Origin of the sequence: Termitidicoccus mucosus (genome assembly GCF_038725785.1) — a bacterium.
Lineage (GTDB): Bacteria > Verrucomicrobiota > Verrucomicrobiia > Opitutales > Opitutaceae > Termitidicoccus > Termitidicoccus mucosus.
This window is the reverse complement of record NZ_CP109796.1, coordinates 6,780,528-6,804,962: the sequence shown is the minus strand read 5'-3', so window position 1 is coordinate 6,804,962 and position 24,435 is coordinate 6,780,528. Positions and strand designations below refer to the sequence as shown.

The 24,435-nt window shown below is 59.2% G+C and carries 17 protein-coding genes and 1 pseudogene; 8 read left to right on the top strand and 10 right to left on the bottom strand.

The window, feature by feature from the left end; genetic code table 11:
* The first annotated feature begins 20 nt into the window (after positions 1-20).
* The 5 genes from OH491_RS24075 to OH491_RS24055 all read left to right on the top strand — a co-directional run bounded on the left by OH491_RS24075 (position 21) and on the right by OH491_RS24055 (position 9,649).
* The gene (locus OH491_RS24075; protein ID WP_084441809.1) at positions 21-1,472 is read left to right on the top strand and encodes an MFS transporter; all 1,452 of its coding nucleotides are present in this window, start codon (positions 21-23) and stop codon (positions 1,470-1,472) included.
* Positions 1,473-1,497: 25 nt separating this feature from the next.
* A complete protein-coding gene (locus tag OH491_RS24070; protein WP_068768678.1) occupies positions 1,498-2,805 on the top strand; it encodes a hypothetical protein in 1,308 nt (435 codons plus the stop codon).
* Between the two features lie 146 nt (positions 2,806-2,951).
* Positions 2,952-5,081, top strand: coding sequence for an alpha-galactosidase (locus OH491_RS24065; protein WP_334319000.1), 2,130 nt, complete (start codon positions 2,952-2,954; stop codon positions 5,079-5,081).
* 173 nt (positions 5,082-5,254) lie between these two features.
* Complete coding sequence (locus OH491_RS24060; protein WP_068768680.1) at positions 5,255-8,500, top strand: hypothetical protein; 3,246 nt, start codon at positions 5,255-5,257, stop codon at positions 8,498-8,500.
* Between the two features lie 372 nt (positions 8,501-8,872).
* Positions 8,873-9,649 carry a hypothetical protein gene (locus OH491_RS24055; RefSeq protein WP_342750738.1) on the top strand — a complete coding sequence of 259 codons (777 nt, stop codon included), beginning with the start codon at positions 8,873-8,875 and terminating at the stop codon, positions 9,647-9,649.
* 70 nt (positions 9,650-9,719) lie between these two features.
* Here OH491_RS24055 and OH491_RS24050 read toward each other — a convergent pair whose 3' ends face one another.
* From OH491_RS24050 to OH491_RS24010, 9 genes are all read right to left on the bottom strand, one after another.
* Entirely contained in the window at positions 9,720-11,369 is a 1,650-nt protein-coding gene (locus OH491_RS24050) for a hypothetical protein (RefSeq protein ID WP_145928531.1), read from the bottom strand.
* A gap of 355 nt (positions 11,370-11,724) precedes the next feature.
* Complete coding sequence (locus tag OH491_RS24045; protein ID WP_084441810.1) at positions 11,725-12,150, bottom strand: PIN domain-containing protein; 426 nt, start codon at positions 12,148-12,150, stop codon at positions 11,725-11,727.
* Between the two features lie 624 nt (positions 12,151-12,774).
* On the bottom strand, positions 12,775-13,656 hold the full coding sequence (locus OH491_RS24040) for a hypothetical protein (RefSeq protein WP_145928532.1): 882 nt from the start codon (positions 13,654-13,656) through the stop codon (positions 12,775-12,777).
* Positions 13,653-14,063, bottom strand: coding sequence for a hypothetical protein (locus OH491_RS24035; RefSeq protein WP_145928533.1), 411 nt, complete (start codon positions 14,061-14,063; stop codon positions 13,653-13,655). Before OH491_RS24035 ends, OH491_RS24040 begins: the two co-directional genes overlap by 4 nt.
* Entirely contained in the window at positions 14,053-14,964 is a 912-nt protein-coding gene (locus OH491_RS24030) for a hypothetical protein (protein WP_334319004.1), read from the bottom strand. The genes OH491_RS24035 and OH491_RS24030 overlap by 11 nt, the downstream gene beginning before the upstream one ends.
* Positions 14,888-15,505 carry a hypothetical protein gene (locus OH491_RS24025; protein ID WP_068768689.1) on the bottom strand — a complete coding sequence of 206 codons (618 nt, stop codon included), beginning with the start codon at positions 15,503-15,505 and terminating at the stop codon, positions 14,888-14,890. The genes OH491_RS24030 and OH491_RS24025 overlap by 77 nt, the downstream gene beginning before the upstream one ends.
* Positions 15,506-15,509: 4 nt before the next feature.
* Positions 15,510-16,358 (bottom strand): hypothetical protein, encoded by an 849-nt coding sequence (locus OH491_RS24020; RefSeq protein WP_145928535.1) that lies wholly within the window; start codon positions 16,356-16,358, stop codon positions 15,510-15,512.
* A gap of 3 nt (positions 16,359-16,361) precedes the next feature.
* Positions 16,362-16,871 (bottom strand): hypothetical protein, encoded by a 510-nt coding sequence (locus OH491_RS24015; RefSeq protein ID WP_068768691.1) that lies wholly within the window; start codon positions 16,869-16,871, stop codon positions 16,362-16,364.
* A gap of 42 nt (positions 16,872-16,913) precedes the next feature.
* On the bottom strand, positions 16,914-19,094 hold the full coding sequence (locus OH491_RS24010) for a hypothetical protein (RefSeq protein WP_342750737.1): 2,181 nt from the start codon (positions 19,092-19,094) through the stop codon (positions 16,914-16,916).
* A 413-nt stretch (positions 19,095-19,507) separates the two neighbouring features.
* On the opposite strand from OH491_RS24010, the pseudogene OH491_RS28315 reads away from it, so the two are divergent.
* The 3 genes and pseudogenes from OH491_RS28315 to OH491_RS24000 all read left to right on the top strand — a co-directional run.
* Positions 19,508-19,765: pseudogene (locus OH491_RS28315) on the top strand (site-specific integrase); the annotation flags it as partial.
* A gap of 111 nt (positions 19,766-19,876) precedes the next feature.
* The gene (locus OH491_RS24005; protein WP_342750736.1) at positions 19,877-20,437 is read left to right on the top strand and encodes a tyrosine-type recombinase/integrase; all 561 of its coding nucleotides are present in this window, start codon (positions 19,877-19,879) and stop codon (positions 20,435-20,437) included.
* Between the two features lie 59 nt (positions 20,438-20,496).
* The gene (locus OH491_RS24000) at positions 20,497-21,594 is read left to right on the top strand and encodes a hypothetical protein (RefSeq protein ID WP_084441812.1); all 1,098 of its coding nucleotides are present in this window, start codon (positions 20,497-20,499) and stop codon (positions 21,592-21,594) included.
* Here the strand turns inward: OH491_RS24000 and OH491_RS23995 are convergent.
* Positions 21,573-23,891, bottom strand: coding sequence for a hypothetical protein (locus OH491_RS23995; protein WP_068768695.1), 2,319 nt, complete (start codon positions 23,889-23,891; stop codon positions 21,573-21,575). The two genes, OH491_RS24000 and OH491_RS23995, sit on opposite strands and share 22 nt — an antisense overlap.
* Between the last annotated feature and the right edge of the window lie 544 nt (positions 23,892-24,435).

Here is a 24,435-nt window from a genome sequence, read left to right as displayed (position 1 = left end):
CCCGTCCACCTATCCCCTTCATGACTTCGCCTCGCCAAGATTCCGTTGCCCCGCCGCATCCCGATTCGCCGGGGCAACCTCAACCGGCCCATGCCAGCCCGGAAAAACTTCAGCCACGCTCACTGTTCGCCTACGGCCTCGGCGTCATCGCCTACCAGTATCCGCATACGGGACTCGCCATGCTGGCCATGCCGCTCCTCAATGTTGAACTCGGCGTGTCTCCGGCGACGGTGGGCGCCATCCTGATGATCGGGCGTATTTGGGACGCGATCACCAACCCATTGATGGGGGCCATCTCCGACAACACGCGGACAAAATGGGGCCGGCGACGCCCTTATCTCGTGCTCGGCGCGATCCTCTGCGCCCTGACATATCCACTGGTGTGGTGGGTTCCGGAAGGAGCCAGCCACGCAGTTTTGGCGATCCAATTCCTTGTCACCACCCTGCTGCTCTACACCTTTTTCGCCATCTATTCGGTCCCTTACATGGCACTCGGGTTGGAACTCTCCCCTGACTATCATGAACGCACGCGGGTTCAGGTTTGGCGGTCCTACATTGGCTTGATCCCGATGCTCACCGCCGGGGGCTTCTATTGGTTTTGCCAGCGGCCTTTCTTCGGAGGCACCGTCGCCGGCGCCCGCTGGCTTGGTCTTCTGGTTGGCCTGGTGATTCTCGTCACGGGCGTGATGCCAGGTTTGCTGCTGCGCGAACGCTACTACCGATTGAGCGTCCGTCAGGAAAGGGAGCCCCTCATGACCCAATGGCGGGCCGCGGTCACCAACCGGCCCTTCATCATTTTGATGGGCATCATCGCCAGCTTGACAATCGGATGGCAGACGACCGATGCGCTGGGGTTCTATGTAATGACCTATCACGTTTTTGGCGGAGATACCGTCGCCACCGGCAAACTGCTCTTCCTTACGACGGTTGTCGTGACGGCTTTCGCCTTTGTTGCCATTCCCATTGTGCGCCGGATCGAATTGCGATTTGGCAAGACCCGGGCTCTTCGGGTTTGTCTCTATCTCAATATTACTGCGGCCATCAGCAAATGGTTTCTCGCTTCGCCAGCCCATCCCTGGACATGGCTAATCATTGGGATACTGGCTCAGTTTTGCAGCTTGGGTTTCTGGATTCTCGTCAGCTCGATGAAGGCGGACATCTGTGATCACGATGAACTGCACTCAGGCCGGCGGCGCGAAGGCACTTTCGGCGCCATCGGTAATCTGGTGCAGAAATTTACCGGATCGCTCACTTACTTTCTGGGCGGACTTCTGCTGAGCCTGATCGGCTACGATGCCGCGCTCGGCGGCGCGCAAAATCCAGAATCCATTTTCTGGCTGCGCGTATGTTTTTCGCTTGGGCCAATTCTATTCTTATCGCTGTGCCTCGTTCTTCTTAATAAATATCCCCTGGATGAACCGGCTATGAAGGCTATCCGCTCTCAGTTGGAGCAGCGCCGTTCACAGGTCTAGTCGCACTATTTCATCACCCAACAATATGATAAATAAATACTCTTGTCGTCTTATTTTCGGCCTCGTTTGCGTATTCGCCAACGTTGGCTCGCTGGCATTTGCCGAGGCCGCCCGGCGGGCCTTCGATTTTGTTGATGGCATTGGTGTGAACATCAAATGCCCCTCGTGGAGGAACCATCAGTCAAACTACGCCAACATCATGCTGGTTGAAAAATCGCTCGTCGGGCTGGGCATACGGCACTATCGAACCAATGCCAAGGATGTCGATGCGGATTGGGCCTTTTATCACCGCCTGTATGTCGAGCATGGTCTTCAAGCCGACCTGCTTCACATCGGTCATTTCTTTCCCAGATTCGGCGAACGCCTGCGCACATTCCCCGATTTCATCAAATACGTCGAGGGAGTGAACGAAGTGGACCCGCCTCGTGGCATCATGAGCAACTGGAGTTACCGCGGCCAGCCTTACCCAGCTGGCGCCATTCGGCTTCAGCAGGAAATTTATCATACGGTGAAACATGATCCCGCCACACGCGCCATTCCCGTGATCGTTCCTTCCGTCTCGCGTTACGAACACCAGGCCGATCTCGCTGGATCGGAGGGAGACCGCCAGAATATGCACAGCTATCCCGCCGGCAAACGCCCGAGCACGCTGCTGTCCGAGGCTGTCGCGACCTCGGACAAGGTGTTCACCATTCCCAAGCCCATTGTGGCCACCGAAACCGGCTACACCACAGCGGTCGCCAGCCCTCAAGGCGGGACGGTTTCCGAGCTGGCAAAAACCAAATACACACCGCGTTTGGTGGCCGAATATTGGAATCACCCCCGAATTGAGCGGCTATACTTCTACGAACTTATCGACACCGGCGACGATCCACTCGAATTCGAGCATGGTTTTGGATTCGTGCGCCCGGATGGGACGGTCAAACCGGCCTTCACCGCCCTCCAGTCATTGGTCAGACTGCTTGATGATTCGCCTGCGCGCTTCCGGCCCGAAGGACTCGATTTCCGGATCACGGGCGACGCCGGCATGGTGCATCACACCGTGCTGCAAAAACGCAATGGAGATTTTTACATTCTGCTCTGGCAGGAGGTGGATGTTTACGATGCCGCATCCAAGTCGGATATTCAAACCAAGGATGCTCCCGTGGTGGTTGGATTTGGGCGGAGCCCCGTGCGTGCGGTTGTCCATCGCTACGACGACTTGGGGCGGCTCAGTTCGTCCTCGGCGGATGCACGGGACGGAACCATTCGTATCAATGTTCCGGATACAGTCACGATCCTGCAACTTACCCTGGCGCCAGAGACACCCGCCGTGCCGGTTTCCAGCCCCTGAGTCATTTGCCACAGCACTCCTTTTCATATCGTGTATTTTTCGCGGGCTGGAGGATTGTAATCCGCCCGCGATGCTGACTGCGTTCTATGCCTATCCATTCGTTCGGTTCCGCTTGGTTTCTCCAAACTCCTCGCTCTTCCTATGCGTTGGGAGTCGCAGCCGGAGGACGTCTCCAGCATTGGCATTGGGGAGCACGCCTGAATCCCACAGATCTGGGCATCTGGCGTCCTTCGCTTGATCGTGCCTTTGCCCCTGTTGGCAACGACGACACCGGCCTTTCGTTCAACACCCTGCTTTCCGAGTTTCCCTTTTCCGGGAGCGGCGATTTCCACTCACCCGCGGTAGAAGTGGAGCACGCGGACGGCTCCGCTGTTCTCAATCTTCGCTACGAAGCCCACCGCTTGATGCGCGGCAAACCCGGCCTGCCCGGCCTGCCGGCGCTCTATGTCGAAACCGAATCCGAAGCCGACACGCTGGAGATTGATCTGCTCGACGAAACCGGCGGCCTGCGGGTGACGCTCTCCTACACGGCCTTCGCCGTCCACGATGTCATCGCCCGTTCGGCCCGCGTCACCAATCTGGGCAACCAACCGTGCCGTCTGCGACGCGTCCTCAGCGCGAATGTCGATTTCGGCGAGCGGCGTTCGTGGCGCTGGCTGCACCTCTCCGGGGCGTGGGCGCGCGAGCGGCATCTCCACGAGACGGCGTTGCGCCCCGGCGTCCAGGCCATCGAGAGTCGCTGCGGCGCCAGCGGACACGAACACAATCCCTTTTTCGCACTTCGCGCGCCCGATGCTGGCGAAGAGCACGGCGAGGTGTTCGGGTTCAGCCTCATCTACAGCGGCAATTTCCTCGGCTTGGTCGAGCTCGACGCCATGGATACCGCCCGCGCGCAAATCGGCTTGGGGACGGCGGGATTCAGCTGGCAACTCGAGCCCGGTGAAACTTTCCAGACACCGGAGGCGGCCCTGGCTTTTTCCGACCGCGGCCTTGGGGAGATGTCGCGCACCTATCACCGCCTCTATCGCACCCGCCTCTGCCGTGGTCGCTATCGCGACCGCGCGCGCCCCGTGCTCATCAACAACTGGGAAGCCACGTATTTCGACTTCGATGAAACGCGGCTGATCGATCTCGCCCGCCGGGCCAAAAAAACCGGCGTGGAGCTGTTCGTGCTCGACGACGGCTGGTTTGGCCACCGCGATGACGTCCACTCCTCCCTCGGCGATTGGTGGCCCTATCCCAAGAAACTTCCGCGCGGTCTCGTCGGCCTTGCCGAAGCCATCGCCCGCGAAGGCATGCTCTTCGGTCTCTGGCTCGAACCCGAGATGATTTCTCCGGACAGCGAGCTGTATCGCGAGCACCCTGACTGGTGCCTGCATGTCGCCGGACGCAGCCGTTCGCTCGTGCGTAGCCAACTCGTGCTCGATTTTTCCCGTCCGGAAGTACGCGACGCCATCCTGCAATGCCTCATCGCTCTCCTGCGCAGCGCTCCCATCCGCTACGTCAAATGGGACGCCAATCGTAATTTGACGGAAATCGCCTCGGACGGACGGGAGTCGGCGCGCCAAGGGGAGACCCTGCACCGCCACATCCTGGGACTCTACGCCGTGCTGGAAAAGCTGACGTCCACGTTTCCTGACGTGCTCTTCGAAGGCTGCTCCGGCGGCGGCGGACGCTTCGATCCTGGCCTGCTGCATTATATGCCGCAGATTTGGACCAGTGACAACAGCGACGCGATTTCGCGCCTGCTCATTCAATACGGAACCAGCCTCGTGTATCCTTTTTCTGCAATGGCGGCTCACATTTCAGCTGTGCCGAATCACCAAGTAGAACGGACGACTCCACTGCGCACGCGCGGCCTTGTCGCCCAAACCGGGGCTTTCGGTTTGGAGTTGGACCTCGCTCGTTGCACTGATGCGGAGCTGGCCGAAATCGCACGACTTGTGGAGCGCCACCGGCAATGGCAACCGTTGCTCGCGACCGGCAACCTCTATCGTCTGAAAAGCCCCTTCGCGGACTCGGAAAGCGCGTGGATGCTGGTCTCGGACGATCAGACGGAGGCGCTCGTATTTCACGCCGTGATCCTGGCCGAGGCCAATACCCCGCTCATGCGCCTGCGGCTGCGCGGGCTGCGCCCGGACTGGCAATACCGGCAGAAAGGATCGGACCTGATTCAAGGCGGAGACGCCCTCATGGCGCACGGATGGCTGCTTGCGCCTGGCAACGACTTTTCCGCCGAGGTCCGGCATCTGGTCCGGTGGCAGCATGGAACCTAACGAAAATTCCACGATGGGCTGCCCCGGCTTCGCGATGGCGCACCGCAGTCGGCGCGAAAAATCTGGAAAAACCAGAAGCCATCGGATCACGGCCCTGACGGTTTCCCACGATCTCCGTCACCCGCAACCGAAAAAACATTCCCCGCAGCCCGCCCGGATTCCCAATACTTGGTATGGACAAGACCCATTCCCCCTATGATTTGCTGCCGGACGCCCCTTCCTCCACCCGGTGGCTGCTCGACTTGGCGGATGCCATTCCGCAAAAATTACACCGCGCGCTTCCCCGGCAATATCTGACGGGACAACCCGACTCAGGGGAAATCCACCAAATCACGAACGTGCAATGGCGTGGCCCCCCGGAGGCGGGCCACGCCAGCCGCAACGACATGATCACGCGGCCCTTGGAAATCACCCTGGCCCACCTCATCAACACCCGGGACCGCCCGCAAAAAGCCACCCTGAAACTGCCCGTCCCCGGCGTCCCGTATCCCAACACCAAGGGCGCCTACACTTACGGCGCCAACGAATATTACGCCGTATCCCACCTGACCCAGAAACCGGGGATATTTTTCGTCAATTCGGAGGAGCGCCCGAATTCCCCCGGCACCCGTGACATTTTATGGAAAACCCCCGATGTCCTCATCCTCCAGGGGAAAAACAACCTCTTCATCCAGACCCTGCAACGCAACGGACTCGCGGCCAGCCAGCCGCTCGTCCTGCCGCGCCCGCTGTGGGGCGCCTTCGCCCGCACCCTCGAAAACTACCGGAACAAAACCGGCAGCCGGATCGATTTCCGGGACCTGCCCAACGAGCCCGAACTCATAAAAAAAATCCAGCAATGCCTGGATCACAACACCGGTGAAAATATCAAATTCAAAATAAACCAATGGCTCAAACAGGTCGCCAACGCACAAAATAAAACGCCGGAATCCCATAGGCCGGGCTGGCGGGAGCACTTCGACACCCTCGCCAGCGAATACCCGGACTTGGCGCCGGAACTCAAAATCCTGCAAGCCACCCCGCACTGGAACATACACGCGGCCCGCGCCGCGGAAATCCTGCGCGAGCGCCTGCCGGAAAAAGAATTCCTGCCGCCCAACCACATGGGCCGGCTGCACGTCGAAACCGGGGCCGAGCGCCTCACCCGATGGCTCGCGCTCCAGATCAATCAAGTGTTCGACGAAGCCGCCTCCCATTACCAGCAAAACAACGCCAGCCACACCCTCGAAATTCCCTGGTTCCGGCATGACTGGGAGGCGGAGATGAAAAAATTCTTCATCAGCCCGGCCATGCCAAAGGTCATCAACGAGGCGCCCACGCCGTCCGCCACTGCCATCAAGGCCGGATTGATCAAAAACAAATTCGACCTGTTCCGGCTGAATGCAAAATCCACCCTCATCGACGCGATTTCCGACCTGAACCGGACACACCATCCCTCCGCCATCGGCTTCATCGCCGCCATGTCCCCCGAATCCGGCAATGTCGGCGTGGACCACTGGTTGTGCGCCGCCGCCAAAATCGATCCGCTGTCCAACGAAATCCTCAAACCCGTGGCCATAAAAAACGGGGACGGAAACACCAGCATCGAATTTCATAACTGGGAACAATTCAACCGCCTGGAGCGCGAGTTGGGAAAACAACACTCCGGTGTGCATATCGGATTCCCGGATACGTCCAGAGCCTCCGTGCTGTTGCGCATCGAGGGGCGCGTCACCGCCTCCTGCCCGCCAGGGGAAATAACCGCGTACCTGCCCTGCCACGCCACCGATATGCTGCCGCTCCACCTAGCCAAATCCGGCAACACTCCGCCCGCCCGCCAGCCCATGGCCCACGCCGGCGAAAACAACGCCCGCCTGTGCAACGGCGCCGAGCCTCCGGCCCGCCTGACCGGGCCCGCCAAAAACAAGCTCAAGGCGCTTTCCAACATCGGCGTCTGCCTCGCCGCCCCAGCCTCCGGCACCCTCACGGCCCTTCGCGAAACCGGGGAATTCATCCTGGCCGTCATCACCGAGGACAACGGCGACAACCATATCTGCCAGATTCCCCGGCAAAAAATCAACGCCTTCAAAAATCCCATGCATCCAAGCCCCTGGGTAAAACCCGGGGACAAAGTCGCCAAGGGCGACTGGATCGCCGGCCCGGAACAAGCCCCCTACCGCAAACAGGCACGCGAGAAAAACTTCACCGGCTTCCACTCGGGCGTGAACTGCAACGCCTTGCTGCTGCCCACCGGCATCGAGGATACGATCATGGTGTCCGCCCACTCCGTCGCGTCCGGCCGCTATGACCAGCCGGCCATGGAAACCCTCGTCCTCAAACAGAAAAAAAATCCCGTCCATCTGAAAAAAATCCAGCCCGGCACCCTGGTCCACCCGGGGGAAATCCTCGCCTGGCAAATCGAGCATGAAAAAATCATCCCGCTCGTCACCGGCCCCGCCCAAGGCGGCATCCTGGAAAAGGTCTCCTTCATCTCCGACCCGGACAACCCGGCCCAAATCCCCGTCCAACTCGAAGCCGGCGGCGAACCCGCCCCGGAAAAAACCCTGCTCGCCCACATCCGCTCGGAGATCAAGAACGCCGCCGACCGGTTCGCCCGCCTGCGCGATTCCCTCGACCCCGACTATATAACCAGGCTGCGCGAACAGGGAATCGATCCCCTCGCCTGCATCGAGAAATTCACGGGCAGACAGCCCGACGGCTCCCTCGTCTCCCTGTCCTTGCGAGAACTCCAGTCCGCCAATGGCTGCGAAACCCTGGCCAGCCTCCTGGCCGGCCCCCGGCATGGCCTGACCATCGACAAACACGAATCCTATCTGAACGAAAACCTGCACTACGCCCTCAAACGCATCGAGCATGTCCGGGAGTTGCTCTCCCATCCAGTCTCCCGGCCAATCCCAAAACACGCCGGCGAAATCGTCTTTGAAATCAAAACCGAAAAACTCTTCCAAACCGGAAGCAAGCTCAACGATCCCCAAGGCACCAAGGGCATCACCGTCATCGACCCGCACATGCCGTTCATCCGCACCGAAAACGGCCCACGCCCGGCCGATGTCTCCTTCACCGTCCACGCCGTCCTCGCCCGCGGCTCCCTGGAAAAACTCAACGGCGGAACCGCCGGCAAACAGACCGTCCTGCTCTACTCCCCGATCTCGGGGCTCACCAAAATCCACACCGAGGTCATCCCGGCCTATTACCATGTCCAAAAATCCAGCACCCTGGACAACAAGCATGTCGGCAAACCCGTCGAAAAGGGACGCGACTACATGGGCATGCAGCGCGACGGCAATAATATGAGCGTCGAATCCCAAATCCACGCCGCCGCAAGCCTGCAACCTATGTTCCTCCAAACCGCCGAAAAAGATTTCTCGCGAGACCCGGGTATTCCACAACAAGAAGCCGGGGAAATGGATGCGATCTAATAAAACGGGGAAATCCCGGATCCGGCATGAAAATATGAATGAAAACCGGCGAATTTTCCACCCGTTCTTATCCTTCCCCGGCGGATTCCTCTCACAACAAACAACCATATTCCAAACCGCTAAAAAACCACCCAAAATACAAACCGACCCGACCCGGAATACCGATAAAATCAACACGGCACACCCAAACCGCTCGCAAAAGCACTCCACGCGGAGAATTTCACCTTGCAGGTCCAAAACCACCGGAAGTCAATGGGGAACATATCCTCAAAATCCCATAATCCCAACATGAACGCCTCTTCCGTCGCCTTTCCCATGATCACCGGCATTTCCAATGACGCCGTCAACGGCGCCCTCGCAAACCTCAATAGCATGTATCGCACCCCGGAAGCTTTTAACGACCTGTTCATATCTGCGCAGGTTGCCGAAATTCCACCAAGAAGCATTATCAAGGCAGTCTGGCATGCCATCAAAAAAACTCCCATACGAGATAACTCCACCTTCTGGGACTACATGTCGGAAGGCTACCAGGTCATCTTCAACAAACTGAAGGATTTCGCAAACGCCGAAATTCCAGACATACACACCGCTTATAAAAATCTCGAAAACACCGCCTTCAGGGAAAACAATCCCGAATGGCTGTGCAAACTCGAAGCATACCTGGACCTCCTGAAACGCCAATACGAACAAGACTATCCCGAAATCGAAAACCAAAAATCCCACAATCCCGCCTTGGCGGAACTCCTGGACAAACTTCACTCCCTGATCTGCCACCTCTACACCTACGCCATCGATATAAGGATATCAGAAATCTGTTTCACTCCAAAACCCACCCCATACAGCTTTGCATATTCCTTGGACAGCCTTGCCTTCAATTTAATGACAATAACCGGAATCCGCGAACAAGCAATATGCCTCCATTCGCAGGAATTCAGAAAAAACACCTGCAAGGAAGTTGCCAGACACTTCCATGAGATCATTCCCCTCGATCTGGTGGCCGAAAACCTGCAAAAAATCATCCCCAACCGCCCGGACATTCTGGGATTATATTCCCAAAACCACACACAGGAGCAAGACACAAACGAACCCGCCATGTGCGCCTGCGGGGAAATGCCCCCGTCCGACCTCACCGGCATGGACATGTACTGAATGCCTGCCGTGAGGGAAAGCGAAACGCTCGCGCGGCGGACACGTCCGCGCTATGCGGCCCGCCCCACCCTTACCCGGGGAGCCGCCCGGGCGGCTCCTCGGAATCCGGTCCGGTCTCCGGGGTCTTTTCGGACTCGATCGCGGGCTCGCGCGCCGGTGCGGACGACTCTCCGCTGCGTTTCGAAGGCACACCGATAGCCTTTCCGCCCAGAAACGGCACTGCCGCCACGCGGGACCGCACCGCATACTCCAGTTCCTCCAATCCCAGTTTCGAATAATACACCCCGCTGCCGAACAAAACATGCCGGTCGAGCCATGCGACGAAATTCTCAAACCAGCCGCCAAGCGATTTCTTGTGCGCCAGAAACAATTCGCGCAACCGCGCGGCATCCGGCAATTCCCGGTCCATGTCACGGACGGCCACCATGCGCTTCTGCCTGACCAGATTCCGCATGGACTGGACCGGCGCGGCGCCCTGGCGCGCCCGTTGCCAAAAAGCATGGTACACCGGCAGCAAATTCGCCGGCAGTCCCGGCGTCCCGGCTGTCGCCGGTGGCGAAACGGCATTCCCGGAGGACTGCCGGGACTCCATTTTCCGCTCCGTGTTCTCAAGCTCCGCATACGCGAGGCTCAACCATAAACGGCTCAAACGCCGCGCCGCCGGCCCGTGCTCCGGCGCCGTGTAATCCACCCGCGGAGCGCCAAGCTCCCCGTCGGGCACGCCCGCATACCGGCGCAGCAAAACTTTCAACTCCACCAGCAGCTCCGCGGGACAGCCCGATTCCCTCGCATACGCCGTCACCGCGTGATCCTCCAGCTCCGTGTATAATTTTTTCCGGTCCTGCTCGTCACCGAAGGCCGCGAACACGCGATGCGACCGGAACAGACTTTTCGCCATGTCCCGCGCCGTCCTCAACTCCAAATGATCCCGTCCGAGCAATTCCCGCTCAAGCTCATGGGCCGCCTCACAGGCATATCGCGTCATCGGATTGCGAAATCCCGGCCCGAAAACCCTTTCCGGCCCGCCCTTGTCACGGACCATGGGCGTGACCTTGACCAGAACGCCCTTCGCCGTGCGCGGACACACGGACATCTGGATATGCAAATACGCCGTGTCCATGTGAAACCCGTATACATACCCCAGGCTATCATCCGCATCATACCCGTTTTCCCGCATATAACGCGCCAGCGCGCACTCCAGCACCCGCTCCAAAAAATCCGGCGCGGAAATCCCGGCCAAAGTCAGCCTTCGGGTAATGTCCCCGGACAAGCTCAGCGAAAAATTATTCCGCGTCAGCGCCCCCTCCTTGGAAAAAGTCCGGTGGCCGGACAACACGCGCGACCAATGCCGCGAAACCTGGTCAACCCAGCGGCTGCGTTGCAGCGCATGCCCGTTCGACCGACGCGGCCAGTCGTCCAGCATCATCCAGTCCGCAAAATATCCCCCCGCCGTCAACTGGCCGCGAAACCAACCCGCAGGCAGAATCACCCGCCCCAGCCCCTCCGCCTCGCGGGTCCCATCGATAACCGGACGCGACGGGTCTGACAACCCTGTCGTGTCCCTCCTTTCCGTGCCGGAACTCAATCGTATTTTCCCGGTTTCGTCCAAATACGTGCGCAAATGATAACGCACGTCGCCATACCCCGAGCGCCGCGACCGGCGCGTCCGGCTCGTCAAAATAAACAGGCAGGGAGGCTGGCCCGCGATCGGCTCGCTCATAAACAGGGAATATGACCTCTTTATACCATTTCCGAACCATTTATAGGGAATTTCTAAAAATTGAACAGAAGGGGTTGGTCGCTGCTTGAGGATGTCGCTTCGCTCGGAACGATGTCTGGAAAGGCATGTTTCTCGCGCGAGCGACGCGACGAACGCAACGGACAAGAACGCGTGATATGTTTTTTCAGAAATTCACCGGGTTAATGATTTTTATGAAAAATCCCACGCGGCCCCCTCTTCGTTGCACCCGCGCCTTCTGGCTCTGGTTCGTCGCTACCGCCTGGAGCGATGTCCAAAACAGCTATTCAAAACACCCAAACCCATGCCAAAAGCACGGCGTTTGGCGGCGGAAGCATCATGCTTGCGGCATGATGGCCGGCACGGGGCTGCCATCGCGACGGCGGTAAACCTTGAAGTCTGTTTCGTCTGTCGTGATGAGCTTTGCGCGCGGGTATTGCTCCGAGAGCACAACCAACGTGGCATCCGCCAAATCCATGCGCCCGTATTTGCCCATAAGCTCCCTGACGCGCGATACCCGGACTGGAAACACCGGGTGCATGCAGAGCACGCCGGTCTCGATCGCTGCCAGCAGCCCACCGATGGCAGCGCGGTGCAAGCGCAAATGATGACATACCTCGGCCAGCATGGCTTCGGTGGTGTGCAGCGTCTCGCCCAGCGCGCGGATGGTCGGCGCGGCCCAGCCGTGCCATTGGTCCGATTTGTTCATCAACGCGACCAGCGGGCCGGCGTCCACCATGTAATCAATCGCCGAAGCCTTCACGCGTCGACAAATTGGTTTCACCGGTGTTTACGATGCCGGACAGTCTTGCCCATGTCCGCGCTATGGCGCGTTTGGACGGCTTGACACTTCGCGCCGCCGGCACGCGACGGGCGGGCGGGCGGATGTTTTTTTGGACCGCAGATGCTTTCATGCGGCGAGACTTTGCGTGGCGCGTGCCGTTTGGCAAGCCCGGGAATGGCAAAATTACGCCCGGTGCGGTGGCATTTCATGCCAGCCGCGCAATAAATCGCTATTTTTAGGCTCTGTTGACAGCGAATCACTATTTTTTATCTTCACCTTTGCCAACCGCGCTGCCGGATTCTTCTGCATGTGACTTGCGCATCTGGAGCACGGATCGTTGAAACCACTACACAAACTTATAACCACTTGGAAATGAGCTTGACAGGCATGATTTTCGTCGCAGGGGACGTTAGCTTCCCAAGCTCCCAAGCTAGAGCTATTCCCCCCACCCCAAGAAGCATTTTCCGGAGCTTATTGTGCCCCGATGAAACGGCCCGGGCCAGACAAGGTGGAAGCGGCATCCCGCCGCTTGGCCGGCGGCGCCGGTTTGCGTGGCATGGGCTGCCTGCCAGTTGCGTCAGAGCTAACCCGCCGCGAAAAATTTCAATACCGGGGAACCCAGCAAAACTTCGGTTCCAGACAGGTCAGCGCCCGGCCATCCAGTGCTTTCCAGCGCAAATGATATAATTTTTTCAAGGCGGAAAATTCATCGTCATCCAGCCCGCCCAAAAATTTGCCGACCTCCTCCATTAAAAACCGTGTCTGATGCAGCGACATCCGCGCATGCAACAGCGTCTGCCAGCGGTCCAGCCAGTTGCCGGAATTCCTCATCGCCAGGCAAAGCTCGTCCAGCTGCCGGTAAATCCTCGGCAGCATCACCGTCTCCATGGACTCCGCCAGCACGCGCGTCCCAAGCAATTCCCCGGCGGCCTCGCCGGTGACCGGATAATATTTCCGCAATATTTGATATTGCTGCGTCGCCAGAAATTGCAGCGCCCCCACCGCGCGGGACAATTCCCCCGACAAACGCATCCGCGCCAGCAGCGCTTCATCCAGCCGGCCTCCCAAGGAAAACGCACCCCCGAGCGTGTCCCCGGCCGCCCGCGCGACCAGCCTCGACACATAACCGGGCGTCATATCCTTGGCCACGGACACCGCCAGACGTTTCGCCGACAAAAAAGGCAGCATGCCGGAAAACAATCCGGACATGACCGCCTGATAAAACGCCGTCACCCCCAGCCTGACGGAGCCGGATGCGAGGATTTCCTCATAGAGCGTCTCGATAAAACGCGCATAGGCAAACGCCGCCCCAATCGGCACACCCAAGCCGCCCACGGTCTTCACCCAATCATAAGACTCCCTGTGCCGCAGCGATCCATCCCATGCCGCCCTTCCCTCCCAAGCCGAGCCGGTGGCCGATGAATCCGCACCGGACGAAACCGGCGCAGCCCCGGAATTTTTCGCGGATGCCGAAGCTGTATTCATGATGAAACTTCGCCCGCATACAAGGATTCATGCAACAATGTGAACAATTGAAATCCGCGCTGATATGCGGGCAGCAACGACAGCATCCGCCCGAGCAGCACGCGGTCGTCCTCCACCCCCTGCTCCAAACGGGCCAGGCGCGACTCGAAATCCACCAATGAACCCGAACTCCGCATCCCGGATTCCACGGCCATTTCAAAATCCCGCAATGCGTCGAAAATCACCGCGCGCTGCGAGGGATACCCGGTCAAACGCATTACCCGGTCCAAAAGCTCCCGCTCCTCCGGCGCGGGTTTTATCACCAGCCGCGCCGTCTGGGACAGGCCGTCGTCATCGCCGGATTTATACAACGGAGACACCCCGTCATCTTCAAGCGAGGAAAACAAATCGAGTCCGTCATCGGGCATGAACATCGGCCTCCCGGGTTCCGTCCGCGCCGGACGAAGGCACGGCACCGCGCACACGGCCCAACATGTGGCGCAATTCCCCGACCAGCGCGCGCTGGCGTTTCGCCGCCTCCCTCATCCACTCCAGGGAACCTTGGCGAACGGTCATGCCGCCTCGCTCGATCACCGGCGCCAATATATACGCGCCGGTCTTCGCCTTATAAGATATTCCGCCCAGCGGCACCACAATATCCAATGTATAATCCGCCAGCGGCTTGACTACCCAAGAGGCCAAAACCTCCTGGCCGGCCCCCTCCGGCATGATAATCTCCGGCTTGCCGATTAACTCAAAAACAGGGGCGCGCGCCGCTCGCCGCCCGCGCATCGACGGAGCCATCGGGCGCTCGGGACGCACCGGACGCGTCCCGGAAACCACGGGGCTCCCTCTGTCGCCGGCCGCGACCAAATCCGGCGTCTCCGCCAGGCCACTGGAATCTTCCGGCGGGAATGGCTCATTAAAAGAGGAAAAATCCCGCTGCAAACCGGATTCCGACCCGCCGGACGCAGGCCTGCGAACAGGCGCACTCGAAGGCTTGGGACGAGGAGGAGCCGCCGTTGACGTGGCGGAAACCGCCGGCACCAAATCCGGTGACACCTCCGGCACGGGCAACTCATACGTCGAAGGCACTCCGTCCAATGGTGCCGTCACCCCGGACTTTTTCCCGGAATCCCTGCCGCTGTTCAAATAATCGAGCAGCTTCGAATTATCCCCGCGGGCCGTCAGCCCGGCAGTCAATATGCCAATGATTAAAATTAATTGTTTCATAAATAAAACCTCGATTCGATTACCGGCGCTGCAAATAGGGGGGAACCCGGGAAACGGAATCGCCGGGCTTGCCAGCGGGAAACGGACCGGTGCCAAGGCGTTGCCCCGTCGCCTCGTCAAACACTCGTGACGGACGGCCCAAGGCATACAAATACTCCATCTGCTCCAATAAAAATTCCGCGCGCGCCGCCAGTCGGTCCATGTCGTCCAGCAATTCCGCCACCTGCCTCGACACACCCACCAATGACTGCGAGGCCTCCGGCTCCAGCACCAAGTCCGCCTCATCGTAATACACTGGGGACAACACATCAAACACATGGCTCACTGCCGCGACCCCCTCCCCCACCACGGCTTTATAACGCAACGCCACCTTCAATCGCGTCCTCACCAGCACACGCTCCAGCGGAATATCCGGCGCGAGCGCCACCGTCGCCGCCGGCACCGGCCCGGAGGCCGCGGAAACCGTGCCCGTCGAAACCAGCACCACCTCCGCGGTATCATCAAGCACCCCGCCCGATCCAATCACGGGCCGTGAGGAAGAAGCAGCGATATCGGCATCTGCGCCCCGGCACAAAACCGCGTGACAGAATGCCACCGCCAATATTACACGAAATATAACCCTGATCTGGAAGTTCATAAATTTAATCCGTTGGTTTTCGGGTTGCGGTTAAGAATACGGAGGAAAATACAAAATCCTGAAAAAACTTCCGCCCGGAAGTGAAAAAATGCCGGGATTCCGGTGAAAAAAACAACCGGGGCAGCAATTCGGCCGCTCCTTGGGCTCCGGACCACAATTCCGGTCCCAAGGCCGGAAACCCGCCGGAAAAATCCAGGCCCAACCCGGCCAAAGCAGACAAATCCAATGCCGCCCAAACCAAATTTCCGACTGGCGGACACACTTCGAAAAAAATTTCCTCGCCATGCTCATATTCATAACAAACCGGCGCGAGGGGCTTGACCGGATGCGTCACCCGCAGCCATGCCGCCGGAACCCCGCCCGAAAACGCCGCCGCATACTCCACCCCGGCCCCGCCCAACAACGCCAGCATCGGACGCAACAACAAAGGCGCCCCGTCTCCATGTGCCGACAAATCAAAAAAAAGCCCGGAGCGCGCCTTGCGAAAACAGGAAAAATAAGCGAGGGACAGACTTTCAAAAAAAACGCGATCCTCGCGCGCACGCGCAATCACGTCGCGCGGCAGGGGTATCCGCAGACCGGGCAGCAGCAAGGCCCCGCCATAACCGAATACGCCGAGCCATTCCGTGATGATCTGACCGAGCGTATAAAAAAAATCAGGGGTGAAACGCCCGACGCGCCACAGACGCTCATAATGGCCGCGCAACAAATGCACCGCGGGCAGCGACTCGAAATATTCCGGTAGCCAGCGGGCGTCGTCAAAACGCGAGGGCCGGCGCAGCACGGAGGCCGCGCCCGGCACATAGCCCAGGACGCCGGTGGCCATGCCGGGGGGATTTGCCGCGATGCTCATGCCTCAGGCATCCCCCTCCGTGCCGGGCAGCGCCCCGGCCGCGTCCCCCGTTGAAAACTTCGGCGGCTGGTTGACCACCGATCGGTAACAGCCCAGCACCTTCCGGTACAATTCCGATTGGGCCGACAAATAAGGCGACGACATCAATTCCTGCAATTCCTTCCGCGCGCCCTCCTCGTCCAGAAACATCCACCGGGGCAGCGCGATTTCATGGATCACCAACCCCTGGTCGATAATCTGCCGGCCAAAGCGCAGCACGGGCAATTCCCGGCGGTAGCCCAGCACCGGAAGCGATGTGTCCACCTGCAAAAAATCCGGGATGAACACGCCGTCCGCCTCCAACACATCCAGGCTCGGAATCACGCGCAACGAATTGCAATAAAAACAAAACAAATCTCCGGAATTATCCCAGGGCAGCAGGGACACGCCCTGCGGCAGCTCAGGAACGAGGGGAGTCACCACCCTGAACACATTGCCAGACTGCGGCACCTTCGCGTCGATTAGATTGGCCATTATAACATCCCTTTATGCAAATTTTTGAACCAAATTGAAAAATCACCGGCTCGCCGGTGCCGCCCGCACCGCCGCCGCTTCCGGGTCCGCCAAAAAATATCCCCAGCCGCCATGCTTCTTGTCATACACCACCCGGCCGCCCTGCGGCGCGCCTTGGGCGTGTCGCAGCATGTCCTGCGACTTGTCGTGGCCGTACCAATTGTTCATCGCGAGACCGAAGGGCCAGAACCAGCCGTCCACCTCGCCGTCATGGCCGTAAACCGTCCGGCGCACGGAAACCGCCTTCACCCAATGATGGTCCTCCGGAACCGTCACCCCGGGCGGTGACGTCGCCCCGGACAAATCCACGCTGCCCGTCACCCGCGGCACAAAAAAACCGCGCGACTCGCGCCGGAGTCGTTCCTCCGCCTCCAAACGCTCCGCCTGCGCCTCCCAACGTTTCACTTTTTCCTCCGCCTTGCCCAGGTCATACGCTGGGGGGATTTTGTTTCCATGCAAATCGCGGGGGCGAAACACATCATCCACCGCATCCGCCCAAGGACTTCGGGCAGCCGCCTCCGGCCCGAAACTAACCGCCACCGCCGGCTCCTCGCGGACATCCTCCAGCCCCGCCGGGCGCTCCCCGTCCGGATGATAGGGCCATTCGCCCGAATGCAACGAATCGCGATACACAAACTCCCCGCAAATCGTCCAGCCGGGCAATAAATTCAATTTCGTCATGTCAATGGTCACCGTCCGGGGCACCGGCCGCTCCCCGGCTTCCGAAAACGGCACAAACCAGCCGTGCGTCAGGCCGTCTGTCCCGAAATCTTTATAAGAAAACCGTCCGGGCGGCAATTCCTCCCGGAGACAACGCCGCACCACATCTGCCATCCGCCAGGCGGTCAGCAAATCATCATAAGTGCGGGTTTTGAAAAACGGGAAAAAGATCCCGGGCTCGTTCAACACACGCCACTGGTTGCGCCACCGCCCGCCGGCAATCTCCAGCCACACGGGCACGCCTTGGGCTTTCAATTGCTCCGGCGTCGCCCGGTGCACCGGCGCGCCGGATGTCCGCTCCACAGCCCGGACCATGGCATCCGGCTTGCCGTCCGCCCGGATCGGAATCGACGGCAGTCCGTCATCCTCCGGCTCCTTGATAAAAAGATTATCCTTTAACGACCCGGAATCCCGAGCCGCTGAAACCAAGCCCGGCGCATCGTCATATTCCAGCCGCGGCGGGTCCTTCGCCCGGGGCGAGGGCATCGTCACCCGCGGATGAATCCGCGAATCCTCCACCCGGGGCAAAGAGCCCGCGCCCGGCAAGTTTTCCAAAGGCGCGCCGGCAATCCCGGCCCTCCGCCCCCGGCGCTCACGCTCCGCCCGGTCCCGCCAATAGCCGGGCTCCGCCCGCTTTGCCATGAAATCCGGCTCCTCCTCCAGGGGGTCCGCAAACACATCGCCCAAGGCCGGGCCCGAGCCATATTTCGACACCTCGTCACGCCGCGCCGGCCGGCCCGTCCCCGGGTCCCCCGTGTCTATTTCCTCCGGCGGGTCGGAAAACTCCGCATCGCGCAACCGGATATACTCCCGCGCCGGCGGCAGCCACTTTCCGTTTTCATACGCGGGGCCATAATACAGCACCCGCTCCACCGACGGGTTCAGCGGACGCTTGAACACTTTCTCGCCCGGAGGATCACTGGAAATCAATTCCCACGCACCCCGCCCCGCAGGGCCGCCGGACGCAATCCCGCCGGCGGCCGCATGCCCGCCCGAATCAATCACCGGGGCGCTCACATACTCCCGCGACGCCTCACGCCGCACCCCGCCCTCGCGGGTCTCCCCAAAATACAACACCCGCTCCCCCTTGGGTCGGCCCCAAATCCTTTTTTTATAATCCCAATACTCCGCGTCCGTCGGCGGAGCCCCGCCGAGATTCTCCGCCCCCGGCGCCACCTCACCGGACGGCTCCCCCTCGCCCCGCAATGAAACCGCGGACACGGATTTTACCGGGCGGCTCGCACACCCGGCCCCGAGAAGTAAGGCAAAGAATACAATGGCAAGAAATGCAACACGCATGGCCCCCTTATGCGCCACAGGGGAAAAAACAAAAACATCCGGAATACCAAGGTTCTCCTTCTCTCTATTTATTTTCCGAAAATCATTTCGATTTTTTCCAAAAGCACCATATGCGCGGCCCGCAATATCCGGGGTGCAACCTCCATGAATCCCGACAATTTTCAAGCCTCCTGCGGCGCTCGGTCGGACACGGTTTTCCCCGGCGCGAGCTGGCGCGCCAGTTCGCGCCACAACGGGTTGGCGCCCATGACGAGATTGCCCGGAAGATCATGGCCCCGGCCTGAAGAAACACGAGGATATCATCGTCGTTCCAGCGGACCGAGTCATTAGCCTTGGTCGGCGCGTCTGGTGCTGGCGGGGCATTCCTTGGGCGTTGGTTAAGGGGTAGTATCCGACTTGGGCAGATGCCAGTCCTCCAGCTTACTTCGTAATGCTGGCTGCTCGCCGGGCGGATGTCATTGTTCACCTCTCGCTGCGCGTAGGCTGCGCATGGAGCCATGGTCGCACGAACATTATCGATTGGGATGACTCTGTGAATTAGAGGTGCTGACGTCACGTGCTGACTGTAATTAGGGGGAATGGACCCTCTAGATTCTGCCATCAACGATTATCTCCAATACTGCGCTCACGAGCGCAAATATAGTCGCCATACCATCAAGGCCTATCGACTTGACCTCCAAGGGTTCTCGAAATGCCTGGCTCGCATGGGCGTGGTGAAAGACCCGCACCTTCTCACAAAGAAGTTGCTCCGTGACTATGCCCGTTCGCGTGCTTCTACCAAGCCACGGACTATTCGCCGCAATGTCGCTTGCGTGAAGTCGTTTCTGCGGTTTCTTCACGCCGAGGGACGCATATCGACGAATCTGGCCCAAGACTGGCACAGCGGGGTCAAGCTGGGACGTCCGTTGCCGCGCACAATATCCAGTCCAGTGGTAAAGAGTATTTTCATGACAGTATACCGTCCTCCCGAAACTAGGAAGCGTCGTGAATTGGCTCGTTTATCGCGCAACCAAGCGCTCATCGAACTGCTCTTCTGCGGAGGCCTGCGTGTGACAGAGGTGGCTGATTTGCTGGTTACATCAGTCGATCTCGGTGATGACGTGATTCGCGTCACGGGCAAAGGCAGTCGGGAACGGATTATCCCGATTGTGAGTGCCCCACTGCGCAACGCACTCAAGCGCTGGCTCAAAATTCGGGAACGTCACCATGCAGATGGTCCATTTCTCTTCACAAACCGCGTTGGGAAACGACTGAGTGATCAATCAATCCGATTGATCGTGAAACAAACCGCGGCTGCTAGCGGCACCGGAAATATCACGCCTCATATGTTTCGCCACACTTTGGCGACACAACTTTTGGAGCAAGGCGTCGACCTTCGGCATATTCAGCGCCTGCTCGGACATAGTTCGATTACGACAACAACGATCTACGCCCAAGTCTCCGATCGCTCCCAACGGGAAAGCTTGCTCGTCCGCCATCCGCGACGCCTGATCACCAGCGTCGGATAGTCGGGCAGGTGGCGTTTCCCAGATCCGGGCGATGAAGGAAGGATAACTAAGGATTATCCGTGATTCCCGTAGTTGAAACCCCCTCTTGGTTCAGTGAAGGGCTAGACATCGCAGAACGACTGAAGGATCGAATTGGAGTGGTGCTCGTCGCCAATTTGAAGGAGCGCACCACGCCAATCGACGACTATGAAACCGACTCGATCGTCACAGAATTTCTCTCCAACCGGGAACTGGACGACTTTATCGACGGGTTCGAAAAAGCAGGGATTTACTGCGAGGTAATCGTCGACGAGGATGGGTTTGTGCGCTGGCTCACCGAGCGCCGCCAGAACTTCGGACGCCCTCAGCCGCTGATCTACAATGTGACCCAAAATGGCACTGGGCCGGCTCGGTTTTCGCTCGTGCCGGGATTGTGCCGTCTCAATCGCCTGCCGCTGGTTGACTCGGATGCGTATGGCTCCGCTCTCGGACAGCATAAGTTCCATTTCATCTCGCTGCTCGAACACTTCGGCCTGCCGGTGGCCCGGTCGTGGTGGTTCACCAAACATGGCTGGTGGCCGGTTGCTCCGCCGTCAGGACTCAAGGTCATTGCCAAACCCACGTTGGATTCGGCCAGTGTCGGAATTCACCGCGACAGCGTGACGTTCGTGGACGCACAGCTTGAAGATCGTTTGGCGGCACTGGCCCGAGAATTTCGGCAGCCGATTACGGTTCAAGAATTCGTGCCAGGGTTTGAAGTCGAAGTTCCGGTGCTGGAGGCGACCGGACCCGAAACCTGCATGGCCGTCGGCATCGAGTTGCAAGGACGGAAGGATCTTGGCGACACGATCATGGTCTACGATGACGTCTTCGCTGACGGCTACTCCTTCTACGATTTTTCGAGTGTGGATCAACACTTGGCTGAACGCCTGCAGATGGTCGCCCGCCAAGCGTATGTGGGGCTTGGTTTCAATGGTCCGGCCCGGATCGATTTTCGCGTCCTACCCAATGGCGGAATCAAGGTGATGGAAGTCACCGCCAAGCCGCATCTGACCGCCCACACGAGCTTCAACCACACCATGCAGGCGATGGGACGCCCTTATTCCGATCTCCTCAAATACATGGTTGGGTCGGCCGCGCAGCGTTTAAAAATCGATCACTCTGCGGCCCAGAACTGAATGTCGCTGAAAAGAAAACTCCGACCATAGAAGGCCCATTGCGGACCTACCTGCGGCGGGTGCCGATCCCCGGGGAACCGATCGTATTGAGTAACGTTTAGAGTCGGAGCCGCAGCAAGAGCCTCGGTCATCATAGCGTGGCGTCGAGAGAACACACCGCGAAGACCGGGAGGGAATCGGTCCAAGCCGCCAGCCACCTCGTCCAACATACGAAGGGCGGCAGTCGTGTCGCCACCCAACGCCACCAGCCCGGCAAGATTGTTTGCCGCTAGGTATCGGTGGTAGGGGTCTGCGCCACCTGACTCGGTTAGCTCCGCCCACACTTCATCGAGAATTGATCGGGCCTGATCGATCGCCCCGGCGTGAATCAAGAAGACGGCTCGATTGTTCCTAACCAGGAGACGGTCCCCCAAGCCATCCCGATGCTCATCGATCTGTTGCATCAGATGAAGAGACGATTGGAGGTCCATGGTGCCGGACAAATAGGCAGCGAGAACCGCGTTGTTGGCTGAGATTTCCAGCGATGGCCACGGATAGGAGGGATTGGCTTGAATCTGCGCCTGAAGCTCCGCTCCACGCACCGTGGCCTCCGCAAACATGCCGCTGGCGATCAGGTTCGAGACTAGATTGGCGAGCGTGCAGTAATATTGAATCGGATGCCGAGCCAGCGTGCCGACCTGCGACGGACCGAAATACGCGAGCGCGTTCTGCAATCTGGTGCGCGCCGGCACAAGCTGGTGCAGGCACTCAGAACGCCGCCGAAGGCAGTTCAGGCTGTAGATCGCCCATGGATCAAGGTTCTTCCGGGCCGCGTAGTATTTGGTCAGCGATTCTTCCAGAAAGCCGGCCTCCTCATAGCGGTTGGTCTCGGCGAAGGCGACGACGAGCGTTTGGGCGATTCGCGACCAGATTTCCGGTTCGGCCTCCTGCAACGACAGCCAGCGTTTCAGGATGACCGCCGCACGTTCGAACTCCGGGAGCGAATGTGATTTCAGCCGGAATTGCGCTTCTAAATAATCGCGCTCGGCGATTAACGCATCGGGAACCAGCGATTCGATGGATTGCAGGATAGTAAGGCCCTCTTCTCGCGCGTCTCGCTCAAAAGCGGAATAGGCCGCGAGCATCGCTTCTAGATAGGCGGAGAATTCACCGTCGCTTTCCGCGGATTCCGATTCGAGGAGGTCCACAGATTTGCGGCGACTACGCTGTGCATCTAACACCGCAAGACAGCGACATACGGAGGACTCAAAATTCTGCCCCGCCATCAACAGGTGCAACCGGCGAGTTTTGTAGTCGCCAGGGCGCAGGCGACGAAGGCACTCGGCAAACTTGGCATGATACTTGGACGGATTGGGGATGCGCGAGACGCGGAAATACCGCTGCATGGCATCGCTGGGGAACGAGACAAGACCGCTCGCCAAACCCAGCAGGTTTTCTCCCTCGGCCATCTGGAGCGCGTTTTCCAACTCGTCACGGCCGAGTCCCGTCAGGCAGCCCGCTTCCTCACGGGAGAAAGAACTGCCCAAGAATGAACCAGCCGTGAGCAAACCTTCCAAGGCGGCAACATTTCCTTTCAGTGAGCGGAGGCGCCTTTCGATCATTCGCCCGTAGGCCGCGGCATCTGCTCCGCTCGATGCTTCACCCGAGGTATTGCGACTCAACTGTGCAAAATCGCGAAGCAGGTCGAGCCGACCACCGGTTGCTTCGAACAACACGTCCAACTCGGTTTGCTCAAGTTGCTGAAAGCCCAACGTCGTCAATGCTCCGGCGAGGTCGGCACGTTCCAACCTGTTGAGGGAGATTTCTGTCAGAGGAAGTTGATCCGCCAAAAGGCGAATGCGGGGCAACAGATCAGCGGGAGCCCCAAACACAACGAGCGCGTTGGCGAGCGATGGGTAGTAGCTGTGTAACAAAGGAGACAGGATGATCTCCAACAGCCCCCACGATTCGTCATCCCAACAGGCAAGCTGATCGACCGCTATCATGAGCCGCTTTCCTTTGGCCGCGCTCTCGATCACGAACAGGAGGTCCTGCTCTTTCTCATCGAGCACCTTCATTTCCCGTTCGAGCTTCTTCCGCCGGTGATTCAGCAATTCGTTGACGAGGAAACTCGCTGCGTCTCCCACGACAGGAATCGCCTTGGAGGCTTCGGCCGCTCCGCCTTTCATGGTCTCCCAACGGGCGACGTTGTCATGCGCGGGTGACCGCATGGTCAGCCACGGCAGCAATGTGCGAGGTGGCGTGATCGCAATGCCGGTGGCTTTGAGAGCCACGCCACCGTTCTTCTCCCAATCCATGCAAATCTGGCTGAGCGTCCATGACACTCCGCTTCCGCCGGGTCCGGTGATAACCAAGCACCCTTTGTGCGGGTTTTTTTGCCAGTCGGACGCGCGGGATATTGCCGCTTGCTGACCGGTTGCCTCGGCTAGACCACGCATAATCCTTAGTTATGCTGCGTTCGCAGGAAAAGATATGATTTTAGGAATCATAAAATTCACGTTGATTGAAGACATCTGAGCTTGCTCCGAAAAACGGATAGCGGGTTGGTTGATGGATGAGTGTTAATTGATGGAAGATTCGTAGTCGAGCGGGTTTTTGTAGCCCAAGGAGGAGTGACGGCGGATGAGATTGTAAAAAATCGAAGATCGTGGTGCGGGCCTGCATTCGTGTGGCAAAATGGGCTCGGTGGATGGGTTCGTTGTTGAGGCTGATTCAAAACGACTCCATCATGGGATGTCAGACTGTCGCTTCGCTCAGTAGTCGTAGCAGTTACCCTTGCGGCTCATGGAGGCGGCTTGCAGGCCGTGGTGGGCCAATACCTGTCGATAGGTTTCGCTGGTG

What these genes read in the sequence shown, in the direction of transcription:
- OH491_RS24005 (WP_342750736.1), top strand. Translation starts at nt 19,877, where the DNA reads ATGACAGTATACCGTCCTCCCGAAACTAGGAAGCGTCGTGAATTGGCT.
- OH491_RS24070 (WP_068768678.1), top strand. Translation starts at nt 1,498, where the DNA reads ATGATAAATAAATACTCTTGTCGTCTTATTTTCGGCCTCGTTTGCGTA.
- OH491_RS23995 (WP_068768695.1), bottom strand. Translation starts at nt 23,891, where the DNA reads ATGGATTGGGAGAAGAACGGTGGCGTGGCTCTCAAAGCCACCGGCATT.
- OH491_RS24025 (WP_068768689.1), bottom strand. Translation starts at nt 15,505, where the DNA reads ATGAACTTCCAGATCAGGGTTATATTTCGTGTAATATTGGCGGTGGCA.
- OH491_RS24050 (WP_145928531.1), bottom strand. Translation starts at nt 11,369, where the DNA reads ATGAGCGAGCCGATCGCGGGCCAGCCTCCCTGCCTGTTTATTTTGACG.
- OH491_RS24055 (WP_342750738.1), top strand. Translation starts at nt 8,873, where the DNA reads ATGTATCGCACCCCGGAAGCTTTTAACGACCTGTTCATATCTGCGCAG.
- OH491_RS24040 (WP_145928532.1), bottom strand. Translation starts at nt 13,656, where the DNA reads ATGAATACAGCTTCGGCATCCGCGAAAAATTCCGGGGCTGCGCCGGTT.
- OH491_RS24020 (WP_145928535.1), bottom strand. Translation starts at nt 16,358, where the DNA reads ATGAGCATCGCGGCAAATCCCCCCGGCATGGCCACCGGCGTCCTGGGC.
- OH491_RS24060 (WP_068768680.1), top strand. Translation starts at nt 5,255, where the DNA reads ATGGACAAGACCCATTCCCCCTATGATTTGCTGCCGGACGCCCCTTCC.
- OH491_RS24035 (WP_145928533.1), bottom strand. Translation starts at nt 14,063, where the DNA reads ATGCCCGATGACGGACTCGATTTGTTTTCCTCGCTTGAAGATGACGGG.
- OH491_RS24075 (WP_084441809.1), top strand. Translation starts at nt 21, where the DNA reads ATGACTTCGCCTCGCCAAGATTCCGTTGCCCCGCCGCATCCCGATTCG.
- OH491_RS24015 (WP_068768691.1), bottom strand. Translation starts at nt 16,871, where the DNA reads ATGGCCAATCTAATCGACGCGAAGGTGCCGCAGTCTGGCAATGTGTTC.